This is a genomic window from Streptomyces sp. HUAS 15-9 (genome assembly GCF_025642155.1).
Taxonomy (GTDB): domain Bacteria; phylum Actinomycetota; class Actinomycetes; order Streptomycetales; family Streptomycetaceae; genus Streptomyces.
Window position 1 is genome coordinate 3,348,729 of the sequence record NZ_CP106798.1, and the last position, 17,061, is coordinate 3,365,789.

A 17,061-nucleotide genomic window follows, 5' to 3' on the forward strand; every position below is an offset into this window, starting at 1 on the left:
AGCCGGTCCCGGCCGAACACCGCCTCGGATCGGGACCGGCTGCCCATCGCACTCAAGACCGAACGGGTTCCCGCGATGCACCATCACGGCTATCTGTGGATCGGCCCCAAAGAACGCTTCGACGATGACGCCATGCGACGTCCGCCGCATCCGGGTCACCCGCCGGCCGGAAGCAGACCGGAACTTCTTCAGCGCTACCGCGAGGTGGCTGCGGGGTTCCCGTCCTCGGAGCTGCCGCCGCTGGAAACGGCGTACTGGCTCGTCAAACCGCGTTCCCTGATCCGGGGCACGTGGGATGACGCCAAGGAAGCAGCAACCTGGCTCGGGGCGCGCGTGGCCGAGTACGCGCCCCGGTTCGCTTCCGAGAGGGAGCGCGAGATCACCGGCCTGGCGTTGCTGGTCAATTCGGTTGCTGGGAGGCTTGGTTCGGGGAGTGACGTGTCGCTGGGCTTCTACCTCGAACGCCCCTCGTATCTGTCGCTCGCAGTGGTGACGTGTTCCCCGAATCGGTCCAACCCTGAACTTGCCTGTCCAGTCCCGTAGTCGTAGACAAGGAAGTGAGTACCGAACGTGCTCTTGGATGGCGACGCGTGGCGCAGGACATTCGACGCGTACGAACGTGACGCATGGCGATTCGAGGCTCAGCCGACCTACACCATGCCCAGGGAAGCTGAGAACGTCGCCCGCTTCCTCCGAGGGGAACCGAAGCCTGTGGACCACAACGCACGCTGGCATGAACGCGTACGCGACTATGTGACATCAGGGCGGACTATCGGGCGGGTACGGGTCGTGCAGCGGCCATTGACGGGCTATCAGCGGTACCAGTTCGCATGGGGAATTCCCGGCAACGTCGAAGCCGGCGAGGACATCCGGATTCTGGATGTCTCACAGGTGGACTGCGGGCTTCCTCTGACAAGGACCGACTGGTGGTTGTTCGACGAGATGCGCGTCGTGCATCTGAACTACCGGCCGGACGGGACACAGATCAGCCGGGAGTTGTTCGCGGGTGACATCGGCCCGTACTTGGAGTGGAAGCGTGTCGCGCTGGCTCACTCGGTGCCGTTCGCCGCGTACGCAGAGCAGTGAGTTAGATCACTGGTTCCGAACAAGAATCCTGAAGGAGGCCATTCATGCTCAATTCTGGCTCTGACCCCGTGGACCTGGACGGTGAAGCCTGGCGGGCGAAGTTCCAGGACTTCCAGAGCGAGGCATGGCGGCTCGAAACGCTGCCTGAATACCGGGTTCCTCAGGAGGAAGAAGAGATCCGAGCCTATCTGGCCGGCGAACGTATCGACCCCCACACGTACTCGGATGCGTACACCGAGGACCTCGGGAGGGTGCGTCGCGAAGGCAAGAGCAAGGGGCGCGTGCACATCGTCACACGCCCTCTCACCACGTACCTTCAGTACGAGTTCATGCACTACCGCCCCCATGTATGGGCGGGCGACGACATCCGGATCATGGACGTGACCGACCGCGAAAACCCTCTGGCGGGCGTCCAAGATTTCTGGGTGTTCGACAAGAAGGAAGTCGTCCTCATGCACTACGAGGCGGACGGCACACAGATCAGCCGGGAAGTTCACGAGGGTGACGTGACGCCCTTCATGGAGTATCAGCGCATCGCGCTGGCTGAGTCGGTGCCCTTTGACGAGTACGTGAAGTCTCTTACCGTTTGAGCTGGAGGAGCCAGCTACCGCGAGGTCGCCGCGGAGCTCTCGATCGTGGATCTGCCGCTACTGGAAACGGCGCACTGGCTCGTCAAACCGCCTTTCGACTAAGGAGAAAGAGTGACCAGCCTGACTCCATGGCAGCAGCGGCCGTCCACCGGCACGGAAGACATCCAGGATGAAGTGATCTCCTGGTACCAGCAGGCGCGGCATGGCAGGGCTTACATCCCCACCATGATCTGGGGGACGCTTCAGACCGAGGCCTACGCGACAGTCATCCTCCGCCAGGTCGTCGATTTTCTCGGGGTTCCGGACGATGTGCCCGTGGGCGTGGCCAAGCGGATGGAGCGGCAGCAGGTGTTGTACGACGGGGAGCATCACTATGAGGTGATCCTCGGCGAACAAGCCCTGTACACGAACGTCGGAGGGCCGGAGGTCATGCGGGAGCAGATCGCACGGCTCCTTCGGGACCAAGATCTCCCCTCGCTCTCCCTTGGCATCCTCTCCGCTACCGCGGAGGTGGGTATCGTTCCCATGCCCGCCTTCGACATGAACGGCGATGGCCGAGTGGACTACGAACTCGTGTCCTGCGGCGTGGAAATCACCGAGTCTGCCGAACTCGCCTTGCATGACAAGGCCTTCGAGGCCCTGCGCAATGCCGCGTCCTACGGGGACGCGGCCCGGAAACTGCTCACCAGAGCCCTCGGTTTCTGGGGCGACTGCGATTCCGCCTCGGGGTAGCCGGGATGCCTTCGGACGAAACGCCAGTGGAGGGCCGTACAGGCGCCGCCGTGACGACAAGTGCTGGTTCCGGAAGACATTCTGAAGGAGGACACCCATGTCCGAGGCCAGCTCTGCCCCCGTGTACCTGGACGGCGACGAGTGGAAGTCGTATTTCCGTGACTTCAAGCGTTCCGCGTTCCGGCTCGAAGTGCACCAGACGTACACCATGCCCGCCGAGGCCGAGACCTTCCGGGCCTTCCTCGCCGGAAAGCCGATTCCAGAAGGCTTCAACGAGACCTGGCACCGGACCATCCAAGGGCACGTGGCGGCAGGGCGCACTATGACCCGCGCGAAGATCGTTCGTCAGCCGCTCACGCCGTACAGCCGCTATCTCTTCGCGTGGGGCATCGCGGGGAACGTCACAGCTGGGGAGGACTACCGAATCGTTGACCTCACCGACCAGCCGGATCCGGATCTGCCTGAACAGGACTTCTGGATGTTCGACGAGACGACGGTCGTTCACCTCAACTACCGCCCGGACGGAACGCAGATCAATCGGGAGCTGATCCGGGAGCCGGACATCGGCAAGTATCTCGCGTGGCGCGATCTCGCTTCGGAGAGTGGCGTTCCGTTCCGTGACTATCAAACCTGATTCAGCACGTATCGCCTATAGGAGGGTGAATGGGGCAAACCCCGCATGAGAAGTACCCGCCCGAGGGCAAGCCCCTGGGCCGCGGCCCCGGCTACGAGTCGAAGACACCGGTCGCCTACTCCACTGAGACCCCTGCGGCACGCAAGCTGTGGTGGCGGATCCGCGCAGTGCTGAAGTGGCCGTAAAGGGCGCGCCGTCAGACGCGCTGACGTACCGACCAGGGCGTCTTCCACAAGAAACCCGCCTCCTGGATTGCTCGTCTGCCGGTCGAAGCGACGGCAGACGAGCAGTCCAGGAGTTTGATGACGTCCGGTCTCAGTAGGTTTACGAGCGCCAGAGTTGGCGGTGAACGTCTGGCCTTTCACGTCCCTTCTCGCTGTCACGCCCTCCGCGCGGCGGATCGCGCGCCATAGGTCCGCCGTCCGTCAGCGGCTACACACTCGAACGGCGTGAGGCCTGCCTGATGTTCGCCGTGCTGATCAGCGTCGACCGGATCGACAACGGCAAGGTCACACACATCGGCGACGCGACGTTCCTCGTCCGCCATGAAACGAAGCTGGCCAACAGTTACAAGAACACGATGCGCGAGGTCCTCGCCGTCAGTGCCCTGACGATCGACTCCACCCTGGGAACCGTAACGCTGGATTCCTGGAACTCGGACTGCGCACCGAACTGCAAGGTCGAATACTCGTCCTCCTTCGACGGCGCAACGACATGGACGGGGCTGTCCGACCACCACTGGGCAGCGGCGAGCAAGACGACCACGTGGACGAAGCCGGACGAGGGAACAGAGCAGAACTTCGACCGGAAGTTCTGGCTGGACTTCAAGCCGTCCGCCGCAACCGGGTCGCTGAAGATCACCCAACCGACCGTCACCTACTTCGACCAGGTCAGGTGCGACAACTCGGTATATGTGAACAACTCGACGGGCTGTGTGTTCAAAAAGCACATCCCGAAGTTCACCCTCAACACCGCGAAATATCCGGTCGCAGCCGCCTACTACTGGCTGCTGCGGGAGCAGCTGCCCTCCCATCCGGGCAGCGAGAAGGAGAGAAAGCCGCTGCACCGGGAGATCAACGACTCCGTGCGCCAGGGGAACCGGAACACGATCTGCCCCACGTCGTGGGAGACGAACAGCAAGGCCACACCGGAGGCCACCAAGCCGGGCACGTCGGGCGTGGACTGCGACGAGTTCCCCTTCGCCGCCACCAAGGAAAGCGGCGGCCAGTTCGTCAAAAACGGTGATGAATGCGTTCAGCTGTACGCCCAGAAGAACACCGACGGCAAGTGGCGCCTGTACTTCGACGAACGCTACCCCGACCCCACGTGGAAGGAGGTGTGCGGTCGCGCGTCCATGTCGGCCAAGCAGAACCAGGGACTCGGCGGCCGGCTCGGAAACTTCTACACGAAGGCGCGGGTCGCCGACGACGACGCGTTCTACATCGAGGCACCGGGGCTGGAGGGGTGCACCATCGGCGAGGTGTGTGAGGTCCGCCCGTAGCTGACACAGTGGAATGAGAAGGGGCCGACGGGGATGTTCGACTCGTCGGCCCCTTCCGCCAGTCCATACCTAGCACACGATCTCCCAGTCGAGTGCGCCGTCCAGAACTCTCGGCACGTAGACAACCGTTCCCACAGCGACCGGCCGGGCCGTCTCCAGCGCTTCGACCAGAGAGGTGAACATGGCAGTCACACTGGGCCACACCACAGCGCTCGGGTCCACGGCGTCCGGTTCGATCCGGCGGACAGCCCCGTGCGTCGCCCCCTGTCGGTGGTCGACGATCAAGTCGTGTCCCGATTCCGTCGAGGATGCGAAGGGGACCCACCGGATGTGGCAGGTAGTGGGAGCCGGCACGAGACCCAAGTCCTCGGTCGAGTAGACAGTCGTTCCGTCACCGACGATGTCGAGTTCGTACCCTTCCGCGACGGTGAACCAGTGGACCTCGTCCTCGTCCTCCTCGTCGAGGCTCCACGCGACCTTCCGTTCCATGTCGCGCTGGCCGACGGCCATGTCTTTCGCCGCGTTCGGGGCATAGCCGCCCGGCAGAAGAAACCCGGCACGAGAGGGGCCTGTCGTGGCTGCGGCTCCATCATGCCGTTTCAGCCAGGTGACGACGTCGTGGTGCAGATCGATCAAATACTCGCCGATCTTGCTGATATCACCTTGCACGGCAGGAGGGTTCAACGCCGCGAAGTCAGCAGGGGCATTCGCTTCGAGCCAGGCGTCGAGCCGTTCCAGAACTCGGATGAGGAGGTCATCGGTCATGGCGACGAGCCTATTGCCAGGCTGTCGCCGGAACTCTAGCCCCCAGCACATCATTCTTGAGGGGGCGGGTCCTGCGCGGGGGCCTGTGGCGGATGGTTCCCGCCCGGGCCAATGGGCAGCCCGCCCTCGTCGTCCACAAGCATGTGGGTGGCGGCGTGTACGAGGCTTACGGCGTCCAGGTTCTGACGCTGATCGGGGCTCGGATCGCTCGTATCACGGCCTTCAATGATCCCACTCTGGTGCCGGCCTTTGGTCTTGAGGTCACGGTCACCGTCTGAGCGACGTCGGCGTTAGCCTCTGGGTATCGGATAGAGGTATGAGGAGGCGGGCATGGCTAGGGTTCCCAGTTCGGTGATTGCCGCGGGCGGGCTTGTCGGGGGGTACGGCGTTGCCCGCTGGACCAAGAAGCGGCCGCTGGGCGGGGTCGTCCTGGCCGTTGCCGGTGCCGCTGCCGCTCAGCAGTGGCGGGCTCAGGCCGGTGCGAAGGCCGCGGGGGCGCTGAGCGCCGCGTATGTCGCCGCCTTCGCCGGGTCGCACCCGCTGGCCAAGAAGGTCGGCGCCTGGCCGTCCGTTCTCGGCGTCGCCAGCGCCGTCGCGGTGGCCTCCTGGGCCGTCGCCGACCGCCGGGCCTGACGGCAGGCGCACTCGGGGGGCGACCACGGGCGCCTGAGTTTCTGTTATCGGCTCCCGCCCCGGCCCGTCTCCCAGGCATGCACCTGACTCGAGAGATCAGCCGCCGGAGCATGCGGAAGGCCACGGGAGCCGGGCCACCGTCGTGGGTGGGGCCGGCGGCACCGCCACCCCTGCCGTGGCCACGAGCACCGGGAGCGCGGCTTGGGGGAGGCACGACTGCCCGCAGCCGTGGCGGCCGGGCGGCCCTGGCCGGACTATGCGCCCAGCCCCCGCGACACCGTATAGATCAGCAGGCCCGCCAGCGAGCCCACCACCGTGCCGTTGATTCGGATGAACTGGAGGTCTCGGCCGATGTGGGCCTCGATCTTGCGGGTGGTGTGTTCGGGGTCCCAGCTTGCCACCGTGTCGGTGATCAGGGACGTGATCTCCTTGCGGTAGGTCGTCACGACGTGTACGGCGGCGCCCTCGACCCAGCTGTCGACCTTGTTCTGGACCTTGGGTTCCGTGGCCATCCGGGCGCCCAGGGAAAGGAGGGAGGCGCGGACTCGTAGGCGCAGCTCGCTGCGCTCGTCCTCGGCCGCGGAGACGATCATGGAGCGTACGGCCGTCCATGCGGACGCGATCAGGTCCTGGACCTCGCCACGGCCCAGCACCTCGCCCTTGAGCCGCTCCACACGCGCGCGCGTGTCCGTGTCGGACTGGAGGTCGGAGGCGAAGTCGGTGAGGAAGCGGTCGAGGGCGCCGCGGGCGGGGTGGGAGGGCATGTCGCGCATCTCGGCGCAGAAGCGGAGCAGCTCCTTGTAGACGCGTTCGCCGACCTTCTTGTCGACGAAGCGCGGGGTCCAGCCGGGGGCCCCGCCCTGGACGGCGTCCATGACCTGGTCGTCGTGCAGGACCAGCCAGTCGTGGGCACGGGTGACGATGAGGTCGACGGCCCGTCTGTGGCCGCCGTCGGCGACGATCTTCTCCAGCATCTTCCCTATGCCGGGCGCGATCTCCTGGACGTTGGCACGGCGGGTGATCGCCTCGCCGACCACCGCCTGGACGTCGGAGTCGCGCATCACCGTGAGGGCGCCGCGCAGGGCCGTGGCCAGTTCAGCGGTGACCCGGTCGGCGTGCTCCGGGTCGGCCAGCCAGGCGCCGAGGCGGCTGCCGATGCCGACGGCGCGCAGCCGCTGCCGTACGACGTCCTGGGAGAGGAAGTTCTCGCCGACGAATTCGCCCAGGGAGACACCCAGCTGATCCTTCTTGTTGGGGATGATCGCGGTGTGCGGAATGGGCACGCCGAGGGGGTGGCGGAACAGGGCCGTGACCGCGAACCAGTCCGCCAGGGCGCCGACCATGCCGGCCTCGGCGGCCGCGGCCACGTAGTCCGCCCAGGGGCCGGCGCCCTGGCCGGAAGACCATTTGGCGAGGGCGTACACCACCGCCACGAACAGCAGCATCCCGGTCGCCGTGAGTTTCATGCGTCGTACCCCGCGCTGCCGCTCCTCGTCGGCGGGAGTGAAGGCGCTCATGGATTTGTAGGACGGGGCACTGGTCTGCGGTGCCGTTGCCACTTCCGTTTCCGGCGTTTCCATGCGTTCCATCTGCTCCACCCGTTCGGTGATCCCTCACACATTGTCCCTTCCTGACCGACTCCTGGAACGGAACAGGAGTTCCCGGCGTCTGTCAGAAAGGGGGTTTGGACAGGGTCCTGTCAGTTCTCCCGGACCCATGTCGCATCATGGACACAACAGATCGGAGCCCCGGGCTCCCAGTGCCCGAGGAGAACAACACCAGCATGACCAGGCGTCATGGCTATGCCCTGCTGAGTGCCGTCGTCGCGCTGGTCGTGGCCCTGTGCGCCGCCATCTTCGTCACGGTCGCGGCCGACGACGGCGTTCCGCTCGACGGCGCCGGCGGGGGTCGTCCCCGCCATGACTCCTCGGCCGCTCCCGCCTCCACCGGCACCTGGGTCGGCTCCTGGTCCACCTCCCCGGTCGGCGCCGAGCCGGGCACCGAGACCGACGGACTGGCGGGACGCTCGGTGCGCAACGTCGTGCACGCGAGCGCCGGGGGTACGAATGCCCGGATCACGCTGTCCAATCTCTACGGCCAGGCGCCGCTGACCATCAGCCACGCCTCGGTCGCGGTCGCGGCCGGCGACGGCAGCGCGGCGGCCGCGGCACAGACAATGCGCCGGCTCACCTTCGGCGGCGGCCCCGACGTGGTCATACCGGCGGGTGGGCAGGTGCTGAGCGACGCCGTGCGCATCGTGATACCGCGCGAGACGGATGTGTTGGTCACCACGTATTCTCCCGTCCCGTCCGGGCCGGTTACTTACCATCCGCACGCGCGGCAGGTGTCGTACGTCGCGCAGGGCGACCACACGGAGGACCCGGCCGGAGCCCCGTACACCGAACAGACGCCGTACTGGCGCTATCTGACGGCCCTCGACGTGCTGAGCAACGAGTCCGACGGCACGGTCGTCGTGTTCGGCGACTCGATCACCGACGGGATCACCTCCACCGTGGGCGCCAACCACCGCTGGACGGACGTCCTTTCGGAGCGGCTGCGCACGGGGCTCGCCGACGGCCGCCGGGACGTGCCCCGTTACAGCGTCGTCAACGAGGGCATCAGCGGCAACCAGGTCCTCGCGAGCGGACTCGGGCGGCCCGCCGACAACCAGAGCGGGCTGGGCCGTTTCGGCCGGGACGTGCTCTCCCGTACGAACGTCAAGGTCGTCGTCATCGAGCTGGGCGTCAACGACATCCTCAGGAACCCGCGGCTCGCCGACCCCGACCGGATCACCGACGGCCTGCGCACCCTCGTCCGCCAGGCCCACGCCCGCGGCCTCAAGGTCGTCGGCGCCACCCTGATGCCCTTCCAGGGCCACCGCGGGTACTCGGCGGCCCGGGAAGCGGTACGACAGCAGGTCAACACCCGGATCCGGGCCGGGCTGGTCTACGACGCGGTGGTCGACTTCGACCAGGCCCTGCGTGACCCGTACAACCCGCGCAGGCTCCGCCCCGACTACGACTCGGGCGACCATCTCCACCCCAGCGACCAGGGCTTCCGGAAGATGGCGGACGTCTTCGACCTGCGGGAGCTGAAGGGTGCGGGCCAGGCGGAGCTGTAGCCGGTACGCGGCCCCGTCCCGCCTGGTACGACGGCCCCGCGTCGCCTGGTACGACGGCCCCGCCTCGCTCAGTAGTCCCCGCGCCCGCGCCTCACCAGTCCCCGTGCCTGCGCCGCCGCTCCTCCCGACGCTCCCGCTGGCGCTCACGGCGCTCCTCGTGCCGCTCGCGGCGCTCTTCGTGGCGCTCTTCGTGGCGCTCCCGCAGCAGGTCGCGGTGGCCGTCGAGCATCCTGCGGTGGGCATCCTGGACGTCGTCCCGGAAGGATGCCTCCAGTTCCTTGCGCGCCGCCTTGCGGTCCAGCTTCTCCTGGCGGCGCTCCTCCTTCAGCCGCTGCCGCTCGGCCCGCGTCACCTTGCGCTCCACCCCGACCCCGCCCCAGAAGGCGAAGCCGCTCACGATCACCCGCGGGGCGCCCGGCTCGCCCCCGGCACCTTCCTCGCGGTGGTCGAAGCCGCCCATGATGCCGATGCCCCGCACGACGACCTCGACCCCGGGCGGCACGATGACCTGCACACCACCCATGATCGCGATGCAGTTGATCTCCACCTCGCGGTCCGCGAAGTCCGCCTCCCGCAGATCGATCTCACCGCCGCCCCAGAAGGTGAAGCAGTTGAGCCGCTTCGGCATGGTCCAGCGGCCCTTGCGCTGGAAGCCGGACATGATGGCGACCGCCCAGCCGGGCGAACCCTCGCCGCCGGTGATCCGGCCCGCCCAACTCCCGCTCTCCACGGGGTCCTTGCGCAGGGACACCACGGGAGGGGCCACCACGTCGGGTCCCGGCAGATCCCGGGTGATGGGTGCCAGTTCGCGGTAGGTCCGCGCCTTGTACGTCTCCTCCAGCCGCTCCTCGAACTCCGCCATGTCGAGCCGCCCTTCCGCGAGGGCGTCCCGCAGGACCTCGGCGACTCGCTCACGATCGGCGTCGGAGGCACGCAGTTCCGGGGCATCGTCGGTCATGGAGAGCAGCCTACGAGTTCCCCGCGCCGCGCACTATGCGGTGGCCTTGTCGGGCGGGGGTTTGGGGGTGTCCCCCAATGAATGCAGCATCTTCGCGATCACCGCCTCGATGTCCGGCTCCCGCACCGACAGGTCCACCAGCGGATACTCCGCCGCCACGCGCGCCACCAGCGGCGCGGCCGACTCGGACGCCGGGAAGGCCAGCCACTGCCGCGGGCCCTCCACCTTCACCACGCGCGCCGGCGGCACCTCGACGGGCGGCAGCTCCCGCTCCAGGTCCACCACCAGCGTCCGCTCGCTCGTCCCGACCTCGTGCAGCCCGGCGAGCGGGCCGTCGTACATCAGCCGGCCGTGGTCGATGACCATCACCCGGGAGCAGAGCTGCTCGATGTCCTGGAGGTCGTGCGTGGTCAGCAGCACCGTGGTGCCGCGTTCGGTGTTCAACTCCCGCAGGAATCCGCGGACCTTGGCCTTGGAGATGACGTCCAGGCCGATCGTCGGCTCGTCGAGGTAGAGCACCTCGGGGTCGTGCAGCAGCGCCGCCGCGATGTCGCCGCGCATGCGCTGGCCGAGGGAGAGCTGGCGGACGGGGACGTCCAACAGGTCGGCGAGTTCGAGGAGTTCGACGCAGCGGTCGAGGTTCTCGCGGTAACGCCGGTCCGGGATCCGGTACATGCGGTGCACCAGCCGGTAGGAGTCGATCAGCGGCAGGTCCCACCACAGCGTGGTCCGCTGCCCGAACACCACGCCGATACGGTGCGCCAGGCGGGCGCGTTCGCGGGAGGGGTCGATGCCGGCCACGCGCAGGCGGCCGCCGCTCGGGGTCAGGATGCCCGTGAGCATCTTGATCGTCGTCGACTTGCCCGCGCCGTTGGGGCCGATGTAGCCGACCATCTCGCCGCGCGCCACGGTGAAGGAGATCGAGTCGACCGCCCGCACCTCCCGGCGCTCCCGCTTGAGGAAGCCGGTCTTCTTCCGCACCTCGAAGACCTTTTCGACGCGGTCGAGTGCGATGAAGTTCTCGGTCGAGTTCTGCGTCAAGTTCTGGGTCGAGTTCTGGGTCGAGTCCTCGATGAAGTCACTGTCCATGGTTCCTCAGCTCCCCGTACTCCGATACGCCCGAAGCCCCGCCCGCCATGCCACTCCGGCCAGCGCGCAGCACCCCACCGCGACGAGCGGCGAAGTGAATGCCGTCCACTGCGGCAGGCGCAGCGGATACGGCAGGCCCAGGACGTAGGTCGCGGGCAGCCAGTTGACGAAGGCCAGCGGGAGCACGAAGGTCACCCCGCGCACCAGGTCCTTCGCGAAGACGGTGGGCGGGTACTGCAGCAGCGTGGTGCCGCCGTAGGTGAACGCGTTCTGCACCTCGGACGCGTCCTGCGCCGCGAACTGGAAGGCCGCGCCGGCCACGAACACGGCGCTGAAGATCGCGGCACCGCTGATCACCATCACCGGCATCAGCAGCAGCTTCAGCGGGGTCCACTCGATGTCGACGGCCGTCAGCGCGTAGCCGAGCACCAGCGAGCCCTGCGTCACCCGGCCCAGGCGGCGCAGCGCGAACCGGTCGGCGGCCAGCTGCGCAAGGACCGGCGCCGGACGGACCAGGAGGGTGTCGAAGGTGCCGTCGCGCACCCGGCGCCCCAGCCGTTCCATCGAGCCGATCACCAGGTCGGCCAGCCCGAAGGCCGTACTGGACAGGCCGTACAGGAAGGCGATCTCGGGCAGCGAGTAGCCGCCGAGCGCGTCCACGCGGGAGAACATCAGCAGGATCGTGACGAAGTCGAGGGCGGTCGCGGTGAAGTTGGCGACCGTCGTCATCACGAAGGACGTCCGGTACGCCATCGTGGAGCGGATCCACATCGCGGCGATCATCCGGTAGGCGCGCATACCGTCGGCGACCCGGTTGGTCTCAGCCACCCTGCACCACCACCCGCCGCGTCGCCGTCGACTGCACCAGCCGCCCCAGCGCGAGCAGCGCCGCCGCCCAGGCCGCCTGGAAGAGGAAGACGCCCCAGGGATCGGCCTGCCCCAGCAGTACGTCGGCCGGGGCCTGCAGCAGCGAGGACCAGGGCAGGGTCCGTACGACGTCGCCGATCGCGCCCGGGAAGACGTTCAGCGGCAGCACCATCCCGGAGCAGAAGAAGCCCGTGATCCACGCCGCATGCGCCACCCCGGTGCCGTCCAGCAGCCAGAACGCGCTCAGCCCCACCAGGAAGCGGATCCCGAAGCCGACCAGCATCGCCAGCAGGACGGCGACGAGGAAGGCGGCCCAGGTTCCCGCGTCCGAGGGCAGCGCCACCGGGAAGAACAGCGCGCCGAAGACGAAGGGGATCACTCCCCGGCCCATGAGCTGGAACAGGGCCCTGCCCAAGTCCGCGGACAGCCACCACAGTTGCAGGTCGGCGGGGCGGTACAGGTCGATCGCGATGTCACCCGTACGAATGCGTTCCATGAGCTCGTCCTCGACACCGCCACCCCCGATCGCGAGCGTCGACAGCAGCGCCTGGCCCACCCACACGTAGGTGATCGCCTGCGCCTGGTCATAGCCTCCCAGGTGGGGTTTCTCGTCCCACAGGGCGAGATAGGTGTAGACGAGGATCAGGCCGAAGACCGTGTTGGTGAACACCCCTGCCGCAGTGGCCGCCCGATACGTCGCGTACCGTCTGAAACCCCCCGCAGCGACGGCCCCGTACAACCGTCCCGCGCCCACGCCAGTCAACCTCCCCGACCGCCCGACACCGAAGCGCAGGAGCCTAGTCCGGGACCGACGCGGCGTGCCACGCATTTTCCGTCCCGGACGCGTGCCGGAATCCGGGAACGGAACGCTTGGTGCGAGAGTCTTCACCCTGGGGGAGCAGATGGCGTATGAGGGCGTACGGCAACGTACGAGGCGATAACAGGAGTCCGTGCACGAGATGAGCGACGAGCCGCAGCCGCAGCCGCAGCAGCCGAACGAAGGCGGTGCGACGACGCAGCCGACGGCGGCCGAAGAGCCCGCCGAGCAGGGGGGCAGGCCGGCCGAGAAGGCCGGTACGGTCCCGAAGGCACGGACCGCGGAGCCCTCCGGGCCGGGCAACGTCGACACCAGCCGCCTCGCGAGGATCAAGGAGAACGCCCCGACGGCCAAGGCCCCCGAAACCGCCGAGCCCTCTGGGACCTCGGGTGACGCTGATCACGTGGATGACGCGGGAAGCGCCGACGGTGAGGCGGGGGCGAGGGCGGCAAGTGCCGGGATCGCGGACACCACGAGGCTGACGCGGATCAAGGAGAACGCCCCGACAGCCAAGCCCCCGCTCATGGACGAGACGACCCGGCTGACGCCGATCAAGGACGACGACCCGCCGACGGCCAAGGCTCGCGGGGCTGCGGGCAACGCAGCGCGCGCGGCGGGCACGGCCGACGCGGCGAGCGGCTCGGGCTCAGCGGGCGCGGCAGGCGCACGCCCGGGCGCGGCGGGTGCGGCACGCGGCGCGGCGCGGCGGGTGCGGCACGCGGCGCCGGCGCGGCAGGCGCAGCACACGGCGCCGGCGCGGCACACGGCACTGGCGCGGCAGGCGCGGCACACGGCGCCGGCGCGGCAGGCGCAGCACACGGCACTGGCGCGGCACACGGCACTGGCACGGCAGGCGCGGCACACGGCACTGGCACGGCAGGCGCGGCACACGGCACTGGCGCGGCACACGGCACTGGCACGGCAGGCGCGGCACACGGCACTGGCACGGCAGGCGCGGCACACGGCACTGGCACGGCAGGCGCGGCCGACGCGGCAAGCCCCGGTGCCGCCGACACCACCCAGTTCGCGCGGATCAGGGGAAGCGCCCCGGCCGCCAAGCCCGCGGCGACGGACGAAACCACCCGGCTCACGCCGATCAAGGACAACCCACCGACCGGCAAGGCCCCCGGGACCGCGGGCAACGCCGGTAACGCGGCGCGCGGCGCGGGCGCGGCAGGCGCGGCGGGCGCAGGCATCGTGGGCGCAGCAGGCGCGGCGCGTGCAGCCGGCGTGGCAGGCGCAGCCGGTGCGGCAGGTATCGCGGGCGCGGCAGGCGCAGTCGGCGCGGCGCGTGGCGCGGGCGCCGCCGACGCACGGACCGGTGCCCATCCCGCGACCGCGGCCAACGCACGGACCGCCGCCAACCCCGCGACCGCGGCCAACGCCGCCAACGCACGGAGTGCCGCCGCCCCCGCCGGCCCGGTCACCCCGGTGCCCCCGGAGACCGCCGGCAAGGGCAAGAAGCCCAAGCGGCCCAAGCGGACCGGGTGGCGGCGGATCATTCCCACCTGGCGGATGGTGCTCGGTACCTTCTTCATCGGTGTGTTGCTGATCATCGGGCTGTTCTTCCTCGGCTACTCCATGGTGAAGATCCCGCCGGCCAACGCGCTCGCCACCAAGCAGAGCAACGTCTACCTGTACGCGGACGGCTCCCAACTGGCCCGTGACGGCGACATCAACCGGGAGAACGTCACCCTCGCGCAGATCTCCAAGGACGCCCAGCACGCCGTACTGGCCGCCGAGGACCGGGACTTCTACACCGAGTCGGCCATCGACCCCAAGGCGATGATCCGCGCGGCCTGGAACACCGCGACCGGCAAGGGCAAGCAGTCCGGCTCGACGATCACCCAGCAGTACGTGAAGAACTACTACCTGGCGCAGGAACAGACGGTCACCCGTAAGGCCAAGGAGTTCTTCATCTCGATCAAGCTGGACCGCAACAAGTCGAAGGACGACATCCTCGAGGGCTACCTCAACACCAGCTACTTCGGCCGCAACGCCTACGGCATCCAGGCCGCCGCCCAGGCCTACTACGGCGTGGACGCCACCGACCTGGACCCGGCCCGCGCCGCCTACCTCGCCGCGCTGGTCAACGCGCCCAGCGAGTACGACGTCGTCGCGCACCCGGAGAACAAGTCCGCGGCCGTGGCCCGCTGGAACTACGTCCTGGACGGCATGGTCACGAAGGGCTGGCTCGGCGAGTCCGAGCGGGCCGGCATGAAGTTCCCGATGCCGAAGGAGCAGACCGTCTCCACCGGCCTGTCGGGCCAGCGCGGCTACATCGTGGACGCGATCAAGCACTACCTCACCACGAACAAGATCATCGACACGGACGCCCTGGAGGGCGGCGGCTACCGCATCACCACGACCCTGCAGAAGGACAAGCAGAACGCCTTCGTCAAGGCGGTCAACGACCAGCTGATGGACAAGCTGGACAAGAAGAACCGCAAGGTCGACAACTACGTCCGCGCGGGCGGCGCCTCCGTCGACCCGAAGACCGGCAAGGTCGTCGCGATGTACGGCGGCGTCGACTACGTGAAGCAGTACACGAACGGCGCGACCCGGGGCGACTTCCAGGTCGGCTCCACGTTCAAGCCCTTCGTGTTCACCTCGGCGGTGCAGAACGCCTCCACCACCCAGGACGGCCAGCCGATCACGCCGAACACGTACTACGACGGCACCAACCAGCGGCCCGTACAGGGCTGGAACGGTGGCACGTACGCCCCCGAGAACGAGGACGCAAAGTCGTACGGGCAGATCACGGCGCGGCAGGCCACCAACCTCTCGGTCAACTCGGTGTACGCGCAGATGGCCGTCGACGTGGGCCCCGCCAAGGTGAAGAAGACCGCGGTCGACCTCGGTATCCCGTCCGACACCAAGGACCTGAACCCCTACCCGTCCATCGCCCTCGGCACCGCCACCGCGAGCGTGCTCGACATGGCGGAGGCGTACGCCACGCTCGCCAACCACGGCAAGCACGGCACGTACACGATGATCGAGAAGATCACCAAGGACGGCAAGGACGAGGTCGAGCTGCCCGGGGACGACACCGAGCAGGCCGTCAGCCGTGAGGCCGCCGACACCACGACGTCGATCCTGCGGAGCGTGGTCCAGACGGGCACCGCGACCGCCGCGCAGAACGCCGGCCGCCCCGCGGCGGGCAAGACCGGCACCGCGGAGGAGGACACGGCGGCCTGGTTCGCGGGCTACACGCCCGATCTGGCCACGGTCGTCTCCGTGATGGGCCAGGACCCGGTGACGGCCGCCCACAGGCCGCTGTACGGCGTGATGGGCCTGCCGCGCATCAACGGCGGCGGGGCGCCCACCGACATCTGGGCCCAGTACACGAAGAGCGCCCTGAAGGGGAAGCCCGCCGCCGAGTTCGACCTCGAACTGCAGCAGGGCGCCGAGATCCAGGCCCCGAGCTCACAGGCCCCGACCCAGCCCGGCACCACGGGCAGCCAGGACAACGGCGGCACGACCGACGGCGGTCAGGACCAGGGGCAGACCCAGGGCCAGGACAACGGCGGCACGACCGCGCCCCCCACGGACGGGACGACCACCGGCGGCACCCCCACGACCGGCGGCGACACGACCGGAGGCACGACCGGCGGCGGGACCACCACCGGCGGCGATGCGACGGGAGGCACGGCCGACGGCGGCACCACCACCGGAGGGACCACCGGCGGCACGGACGGGGGCACGACCGGGGGAACCCAGGGAGGTACCACGGGCGGCACCGTCGCGGGCCCGCTGGGCGCTACTAGGAGATGGTGATGCTGACCGGTCGCTGATCCGTCAGTGACCGGAGGTCGCCTTCAGCCCCACCACGGCGACCAGCAGCAGACACACGAAGAAGATCCGGGCGGCGGTCGCCGGCTCCCCCAGCACCACCATGCCGAGCACCGCCGCACCGGCGGCCCCGATGCCCACCCACACGCCGTAGGCGGTACCGATGGGCAGGGACCGGGCGGCGTAGGACAGCAGCAGCATGCTGGCGACGATGCCCGCGCCGGTGAGGACACCGGGGACGGGCCGGGTGAAGCCGTCGGTGTACTTCATTCCGACCGACCAGCCGACCTCGAGCAGACCGGCGACGACGAGCAGGACCCAGGCCATGGGGGCACCTCCGGGACGTACGTGCTGACGGACAGGGGGTGCGTCGTCTTTGCGTACATCGATCCCGGTACGGCGCGTCTCGTCGGGCTTCCCCCGAAGATAGCAAGGGAATACGAAAAGGGCTGGTGACCATGGTCACCAGCCCTTTT

Annotated in this window: 18 protein-coding genes and 1 riboswitch; of the genes, 11 read left to right on the plus strand and 7 right to left on the minus strand. The window is 68.5% G+C overall.

What is annotated here, in order from left to right:
• Positions 1 to 75 precede the first annotated feature (75 nt).
• The 7 genes from N8I87_RS15320 (at position 76) to N8I87_RS15350 (ending at position 4,543) form a co-directional block, all read left to right on the plus strand.
• Complete coding sequence (locus N8I87_RS15320) at positions 76 to 543, plus strand: hypothetical protein (RefSeq protein ID WP_263209164.1); 468 nt, start codon at positions 76 to 78, stop codon at positions 541 to 543.
• 27 nt (positions 544 to 570) lie between these two features.
• Positions 571 to 1,086, plus strand: coding sequence for a DUF6879 family protein (locus N8I87_RS15325; protein ID WP_263209165.1), 516 nt, complete (start codon positions 571 to 573; stop codon positions 1,084 to 1,086).
• Between the two features lie 68 nt (positions 1,087 to 1,154).
• Positions 1,155 to 1,676: a DUF6879 family protein gene (locus N8I87_RS15330; protein WP_263216481.1), complete on the plus strand. Its 522-nt coding sequence runs from the start codon at positions 1,155 to 1,157 to the stop codon at positions 1,674 to 1,676.
• Positions 1,677 to 1,787: 111 nt separating this feature from the next.
• Positions 1,788 to 2,408: a DUF5753 domain-containing protein gene (locus N8I87_RS15335; protein ID WP_263209167.1), complete on the plus strand. Its 621-nt coding sequence runs from the start codon at positions 1,788 to 1,790 to the stop codon at positions 2,406 to 2,408.
• Between the two features lie 97 nt (positions 2,409 to 2,505).
• On the plus strand, positions 2,506 to 3,042 hold the full coding sequence (locus tag N8I87_RS15340; RefSeq protein WP_263209169.1) for a DUF6879 family protein: 537 nt from the start codon (positions 2,506 to 2,508) through the stop codon (positions 3,040 to 3,042).
• Between the two features lie 29 nt (positions 3,043 to 3,071).
• Positions 3,072 to 3,227, plus strand: coding sequence for a hypothetical protein (locus tag N8I87_RS15345; RefSeq protein WP_263209171.1), 156 nt, complete (start codon positions 3,072 to 3,074; stop codon positions 3,225 to 3,227).
• A gap of 278 nt (positions 3,228 to 3,505) precedes the next feature.
• On the plus strand, positions 3,506 to 4,543 hold the full coding sequence (locus tag N8I87_RS15350; RefSeq protein WP_263209173.1) for a NucA/NucB deoxyribonuclease domain-containing protein: 1,038 nt from the start codon (positions 3,506 to 3,508) through the stop codon (positions 4,541 to 4,543).
• Between the two features lie 69 nt (positions 4,544 to 4,612).
• Here the strand turns inward: N8I87_RS15350 and N8I87_RS15355 are convergent, their stop codons facing one another.
• Positions 4,613 to 5,308, minus strand: a complete 696-nt coding sequence (locus tag N8I87_RS15355; RefSeq protein WP_263209175.1) for an SMI1/KNR4 family protein — start codon at positions 5,306 to 5,308, stop codon at positions 4,613 to 4,615.
• 155 nt (positions 5,309 to 5,463) lie between these two features.
• On the opposite strand from N8I87_RS15355, the gene N8I87_RS15360 reads away from it, so the two are divergent.
• Together N8I87_RS15360 and N8I87_RS15365 are read left to right on the plus strand one after the other, a co-directional pair.
• On the plus strand, positions 5,464 to 5,586 hold the full coding sequence (locus tag N8I87_RS15360) for a hypothetical protein (protein WP_263209177.1): 123 nt from the start codon (positions 5,464 to 5,466) through the stop codon (positions 5,584 to 5,586).
• Positions 5,587 to 5,638: 52 nt separating this feature from the next.
• A complete protein-coding gene (locus tag N8I87_RS15365) occupies positions 5,639 to 5,941 on the plus strand; it encodes a hypothetical protein (protein ID WP_263209179.1) in 303 nt (100 codons plus the stop codon).
• Between the two features lie 254 nt (positions 5,942 to 6,195).
• Here N8I87_RS15365 and N8I87_RS15370 read toward each other — a convergent pair whose 3' ends face one another.
• Complete coding sequence (locus N8I87_RS15370) at positions 6,196 to 7,458, minus strand: DUF445 domain-containing protein (protein ID WP_411577231.1); 1,263 nt, start codon at positions 7,456 to 7,458, stop codon at positions 6,196 to 6,198.
• 266 nt (positions 7,459 to 7,724) lie between these two features.
• On the opposite strand from N8I87_RS15370, the gene N8I87_RS15375 reads away from it, so the two are divergent.
• Positions 7,725 to 9,062: an SGNH/GDSL hydrolase family protein gene (locus N8I87_RS15375; protein WP_263209182.1), complete on the plus strand. Its 1,338-nt coding sequence runs from the start codon at positions 7,725 to 7,727 to the stop codon at positions 9,060 to 9,062.
• 91 nt (positions 9,063 to 9,153) lie between these two features.
• Here the strand turns inward: N8I87_RS15375 and N8I87_RS15380 are convergent, their stop codons facing one another.
• Genes N8I87_RS15380 through N8I87_RS15395 form a run of 4 tightly spaced genes read right to left on the minus strand, consistent with a single transcriptional unit; the run spans position 9,154 to position 12,730 of the window.
• A complete protein-coding gene (locus N8I87_RS15380) occupies positions 9,154 to 10,020 on the minus strand; it encodes a DUF1707 SHOCT-like domain-containing protein (RefSeq protein WP_263209184.1) in 867 nt (288 codons plus the stop codon).
• 33 nt (positions 10,021 to 10,053) lie between these two features.
• The gene (locus N8I87_RS15385; protein ID WP_263209186.1) at positions 10,054 to 11,109 is read right to left on the minus strand and encodes an ABC transporter ATP-binding protein; all 1,056 of its coding nucleotides are present in this window, start codon (positions 11,107 to 11,109) and stop codon (positions 10,054 to 10,056) included.
• Positions 11,110 to 11,115: 6 nt separating this feature from the next.
• Positions 11,116 to 11,907 carry an ABC transporter permease gene (locus N8I87_RS15390; RefSeq protein ID WP_263216483.1) on the minus strand — a complete coding sequence of 264 codons (792 nt, stop codon included), beginning with the start codon at positions 11,905 to 11,907 and terminating at the stop codon, positions 11,116 to 11,118.
• A gap of 22 nt (positions 11,908 to 11,929) precedes the next feature.
• Complete coding sequence (locus N8I87_RS15395) at positions 11,930 to 12,730, minus strand: ABC transporter permease (protein WP_263209188.1); 801 nt, start codon at positions 12,728 to 12,730, stop codon at positions 11,930 to 11,932.
• A gap of 1,494 nt (positions 12,731 to 14,224) precedes the next feature.
• Here N8I87_RS15395 and N8I87_RS15400 point away from each other — a divergent pair.
• The gene (locus N8I87_RS15400; protein WP_263216484.1) at positions 14,225 to 16,570 is read left to right on the plus strand and encodes a transglycosylase domain-containing protein; all 2,346 of its coding nucleotides are present in this window, start codon (positions 14,225 to 14,227) and stop codon (positions 16,568 to 16,570) included.
• A 21-nt stretch (positions 16,571 to 16,591) separates the two neighbouring features.
• Here the strand turns inward: N8I87_RS15400 and N8I87_RS15405 are convergent, their stop codons facing one another.
• Entirely contained in the window at positions 16,592 to 16,912 is a 321-nt protein-coding gene (locus N8I87_RS15405) for a DMT family transporter (protein ID WP_263209190.1), read from the minus strand.
• Between the two features lie 37 nt (positions 16,913 to 16,949).
• Positions 16,950 to 17,026, minus strand: a riboswitch (guanidine-III (ykkC-III) riboswitch).
• Positions 17,027 to 17,061: the final 35 nt, after the last annotated feature.

Bases quoted from the DNA above. Each gene is read 5' to 3' on its own strand.
- N8I87_RS15320 (WP_263209164.1), top strand. From the start codon at position 76: ATGCACCATCACGGCTATCTGTGGATCGGCCCCAAAGAACGCTTCGAC.
- N8I87_RS15340 (WP_263209169.1), top strand. From the start codon at position 2,506: ATGTCCGAGGCCAGCTCTGCCCCCGTGTACCTGGACGGCGACGAGTGG.
- N8I87_RS15345 (WP_263209171.1), top strand. From the start codon at position 3,072: ATGGGGCAAACCCCGCATGAGAAGTACCCGCCCGAGGGCAAGCCCCTG.
- N8I87_RS15350 (WP_263209173.1), top strand. From the start codon at position 3,506: ATGTTCGCCGTGCTGATCAGCGTCGACCGGATCGACAACGGCAAGGTC.
- N8I87_RS15355 (WP_263209175.1), bottom strand. From the start codon at position 5,308: ATGACCGATGACCTCCTCATCCGAGTTCTGGAACGGCTCGACGCCTGG.
- N8I87_RS15365 (WP_263209179.1), top strand. From the start codon at position 5,639: ATGGCTAGGGTTCCCAGTTCGGTGATTGCCGCGGGCGGGCTTGTCGGG.
- N8I87_RS15370 (WP_411577231.1), bottom strand. From the start codon at position 7,458: ATGAGCGCCTTCACTCCCGCCGACGAGGAGCGGCAGCGCGGGGTACGA.
- N8I87_RS15375 (WP_263209182.1), top strand. From the start codon at position 7,725: ATGACCAGGCGTCATGGCTATGCCCTGCTGAGTGCCGTCGTCGCGCTG.
- N8I87_RS15380 (WP_263209184.1), bottom strand. From the start codon at position 10,020: ATGACCGACGATGCCCCGGAACTGCGTGCCTCCGACGCCGATCGTGAG.
- N8I87_RS15385 (WP_263209186.1), bottom strand. From the start codon at position 11,109: ATGGACAGTGACTTCATCGAGGACTCGACCCAGAACTCGACCCAGAAC.
- N8I87_RS15390 (WP_263216483.1), bottom strand. From the start codon at position 11,907: ATGCGCGCCTACCGGATGATCGCCGCGATGTGGATCCGCTCCACGATG.
- N8I87_RS15405 (WP_263209190.1), bottom strand. From the start codon at position 16,912: ATGGCCTGGGTCCTGCTCGTCGTCGCCGGTCTGCTCGAGGTCGGCTGG.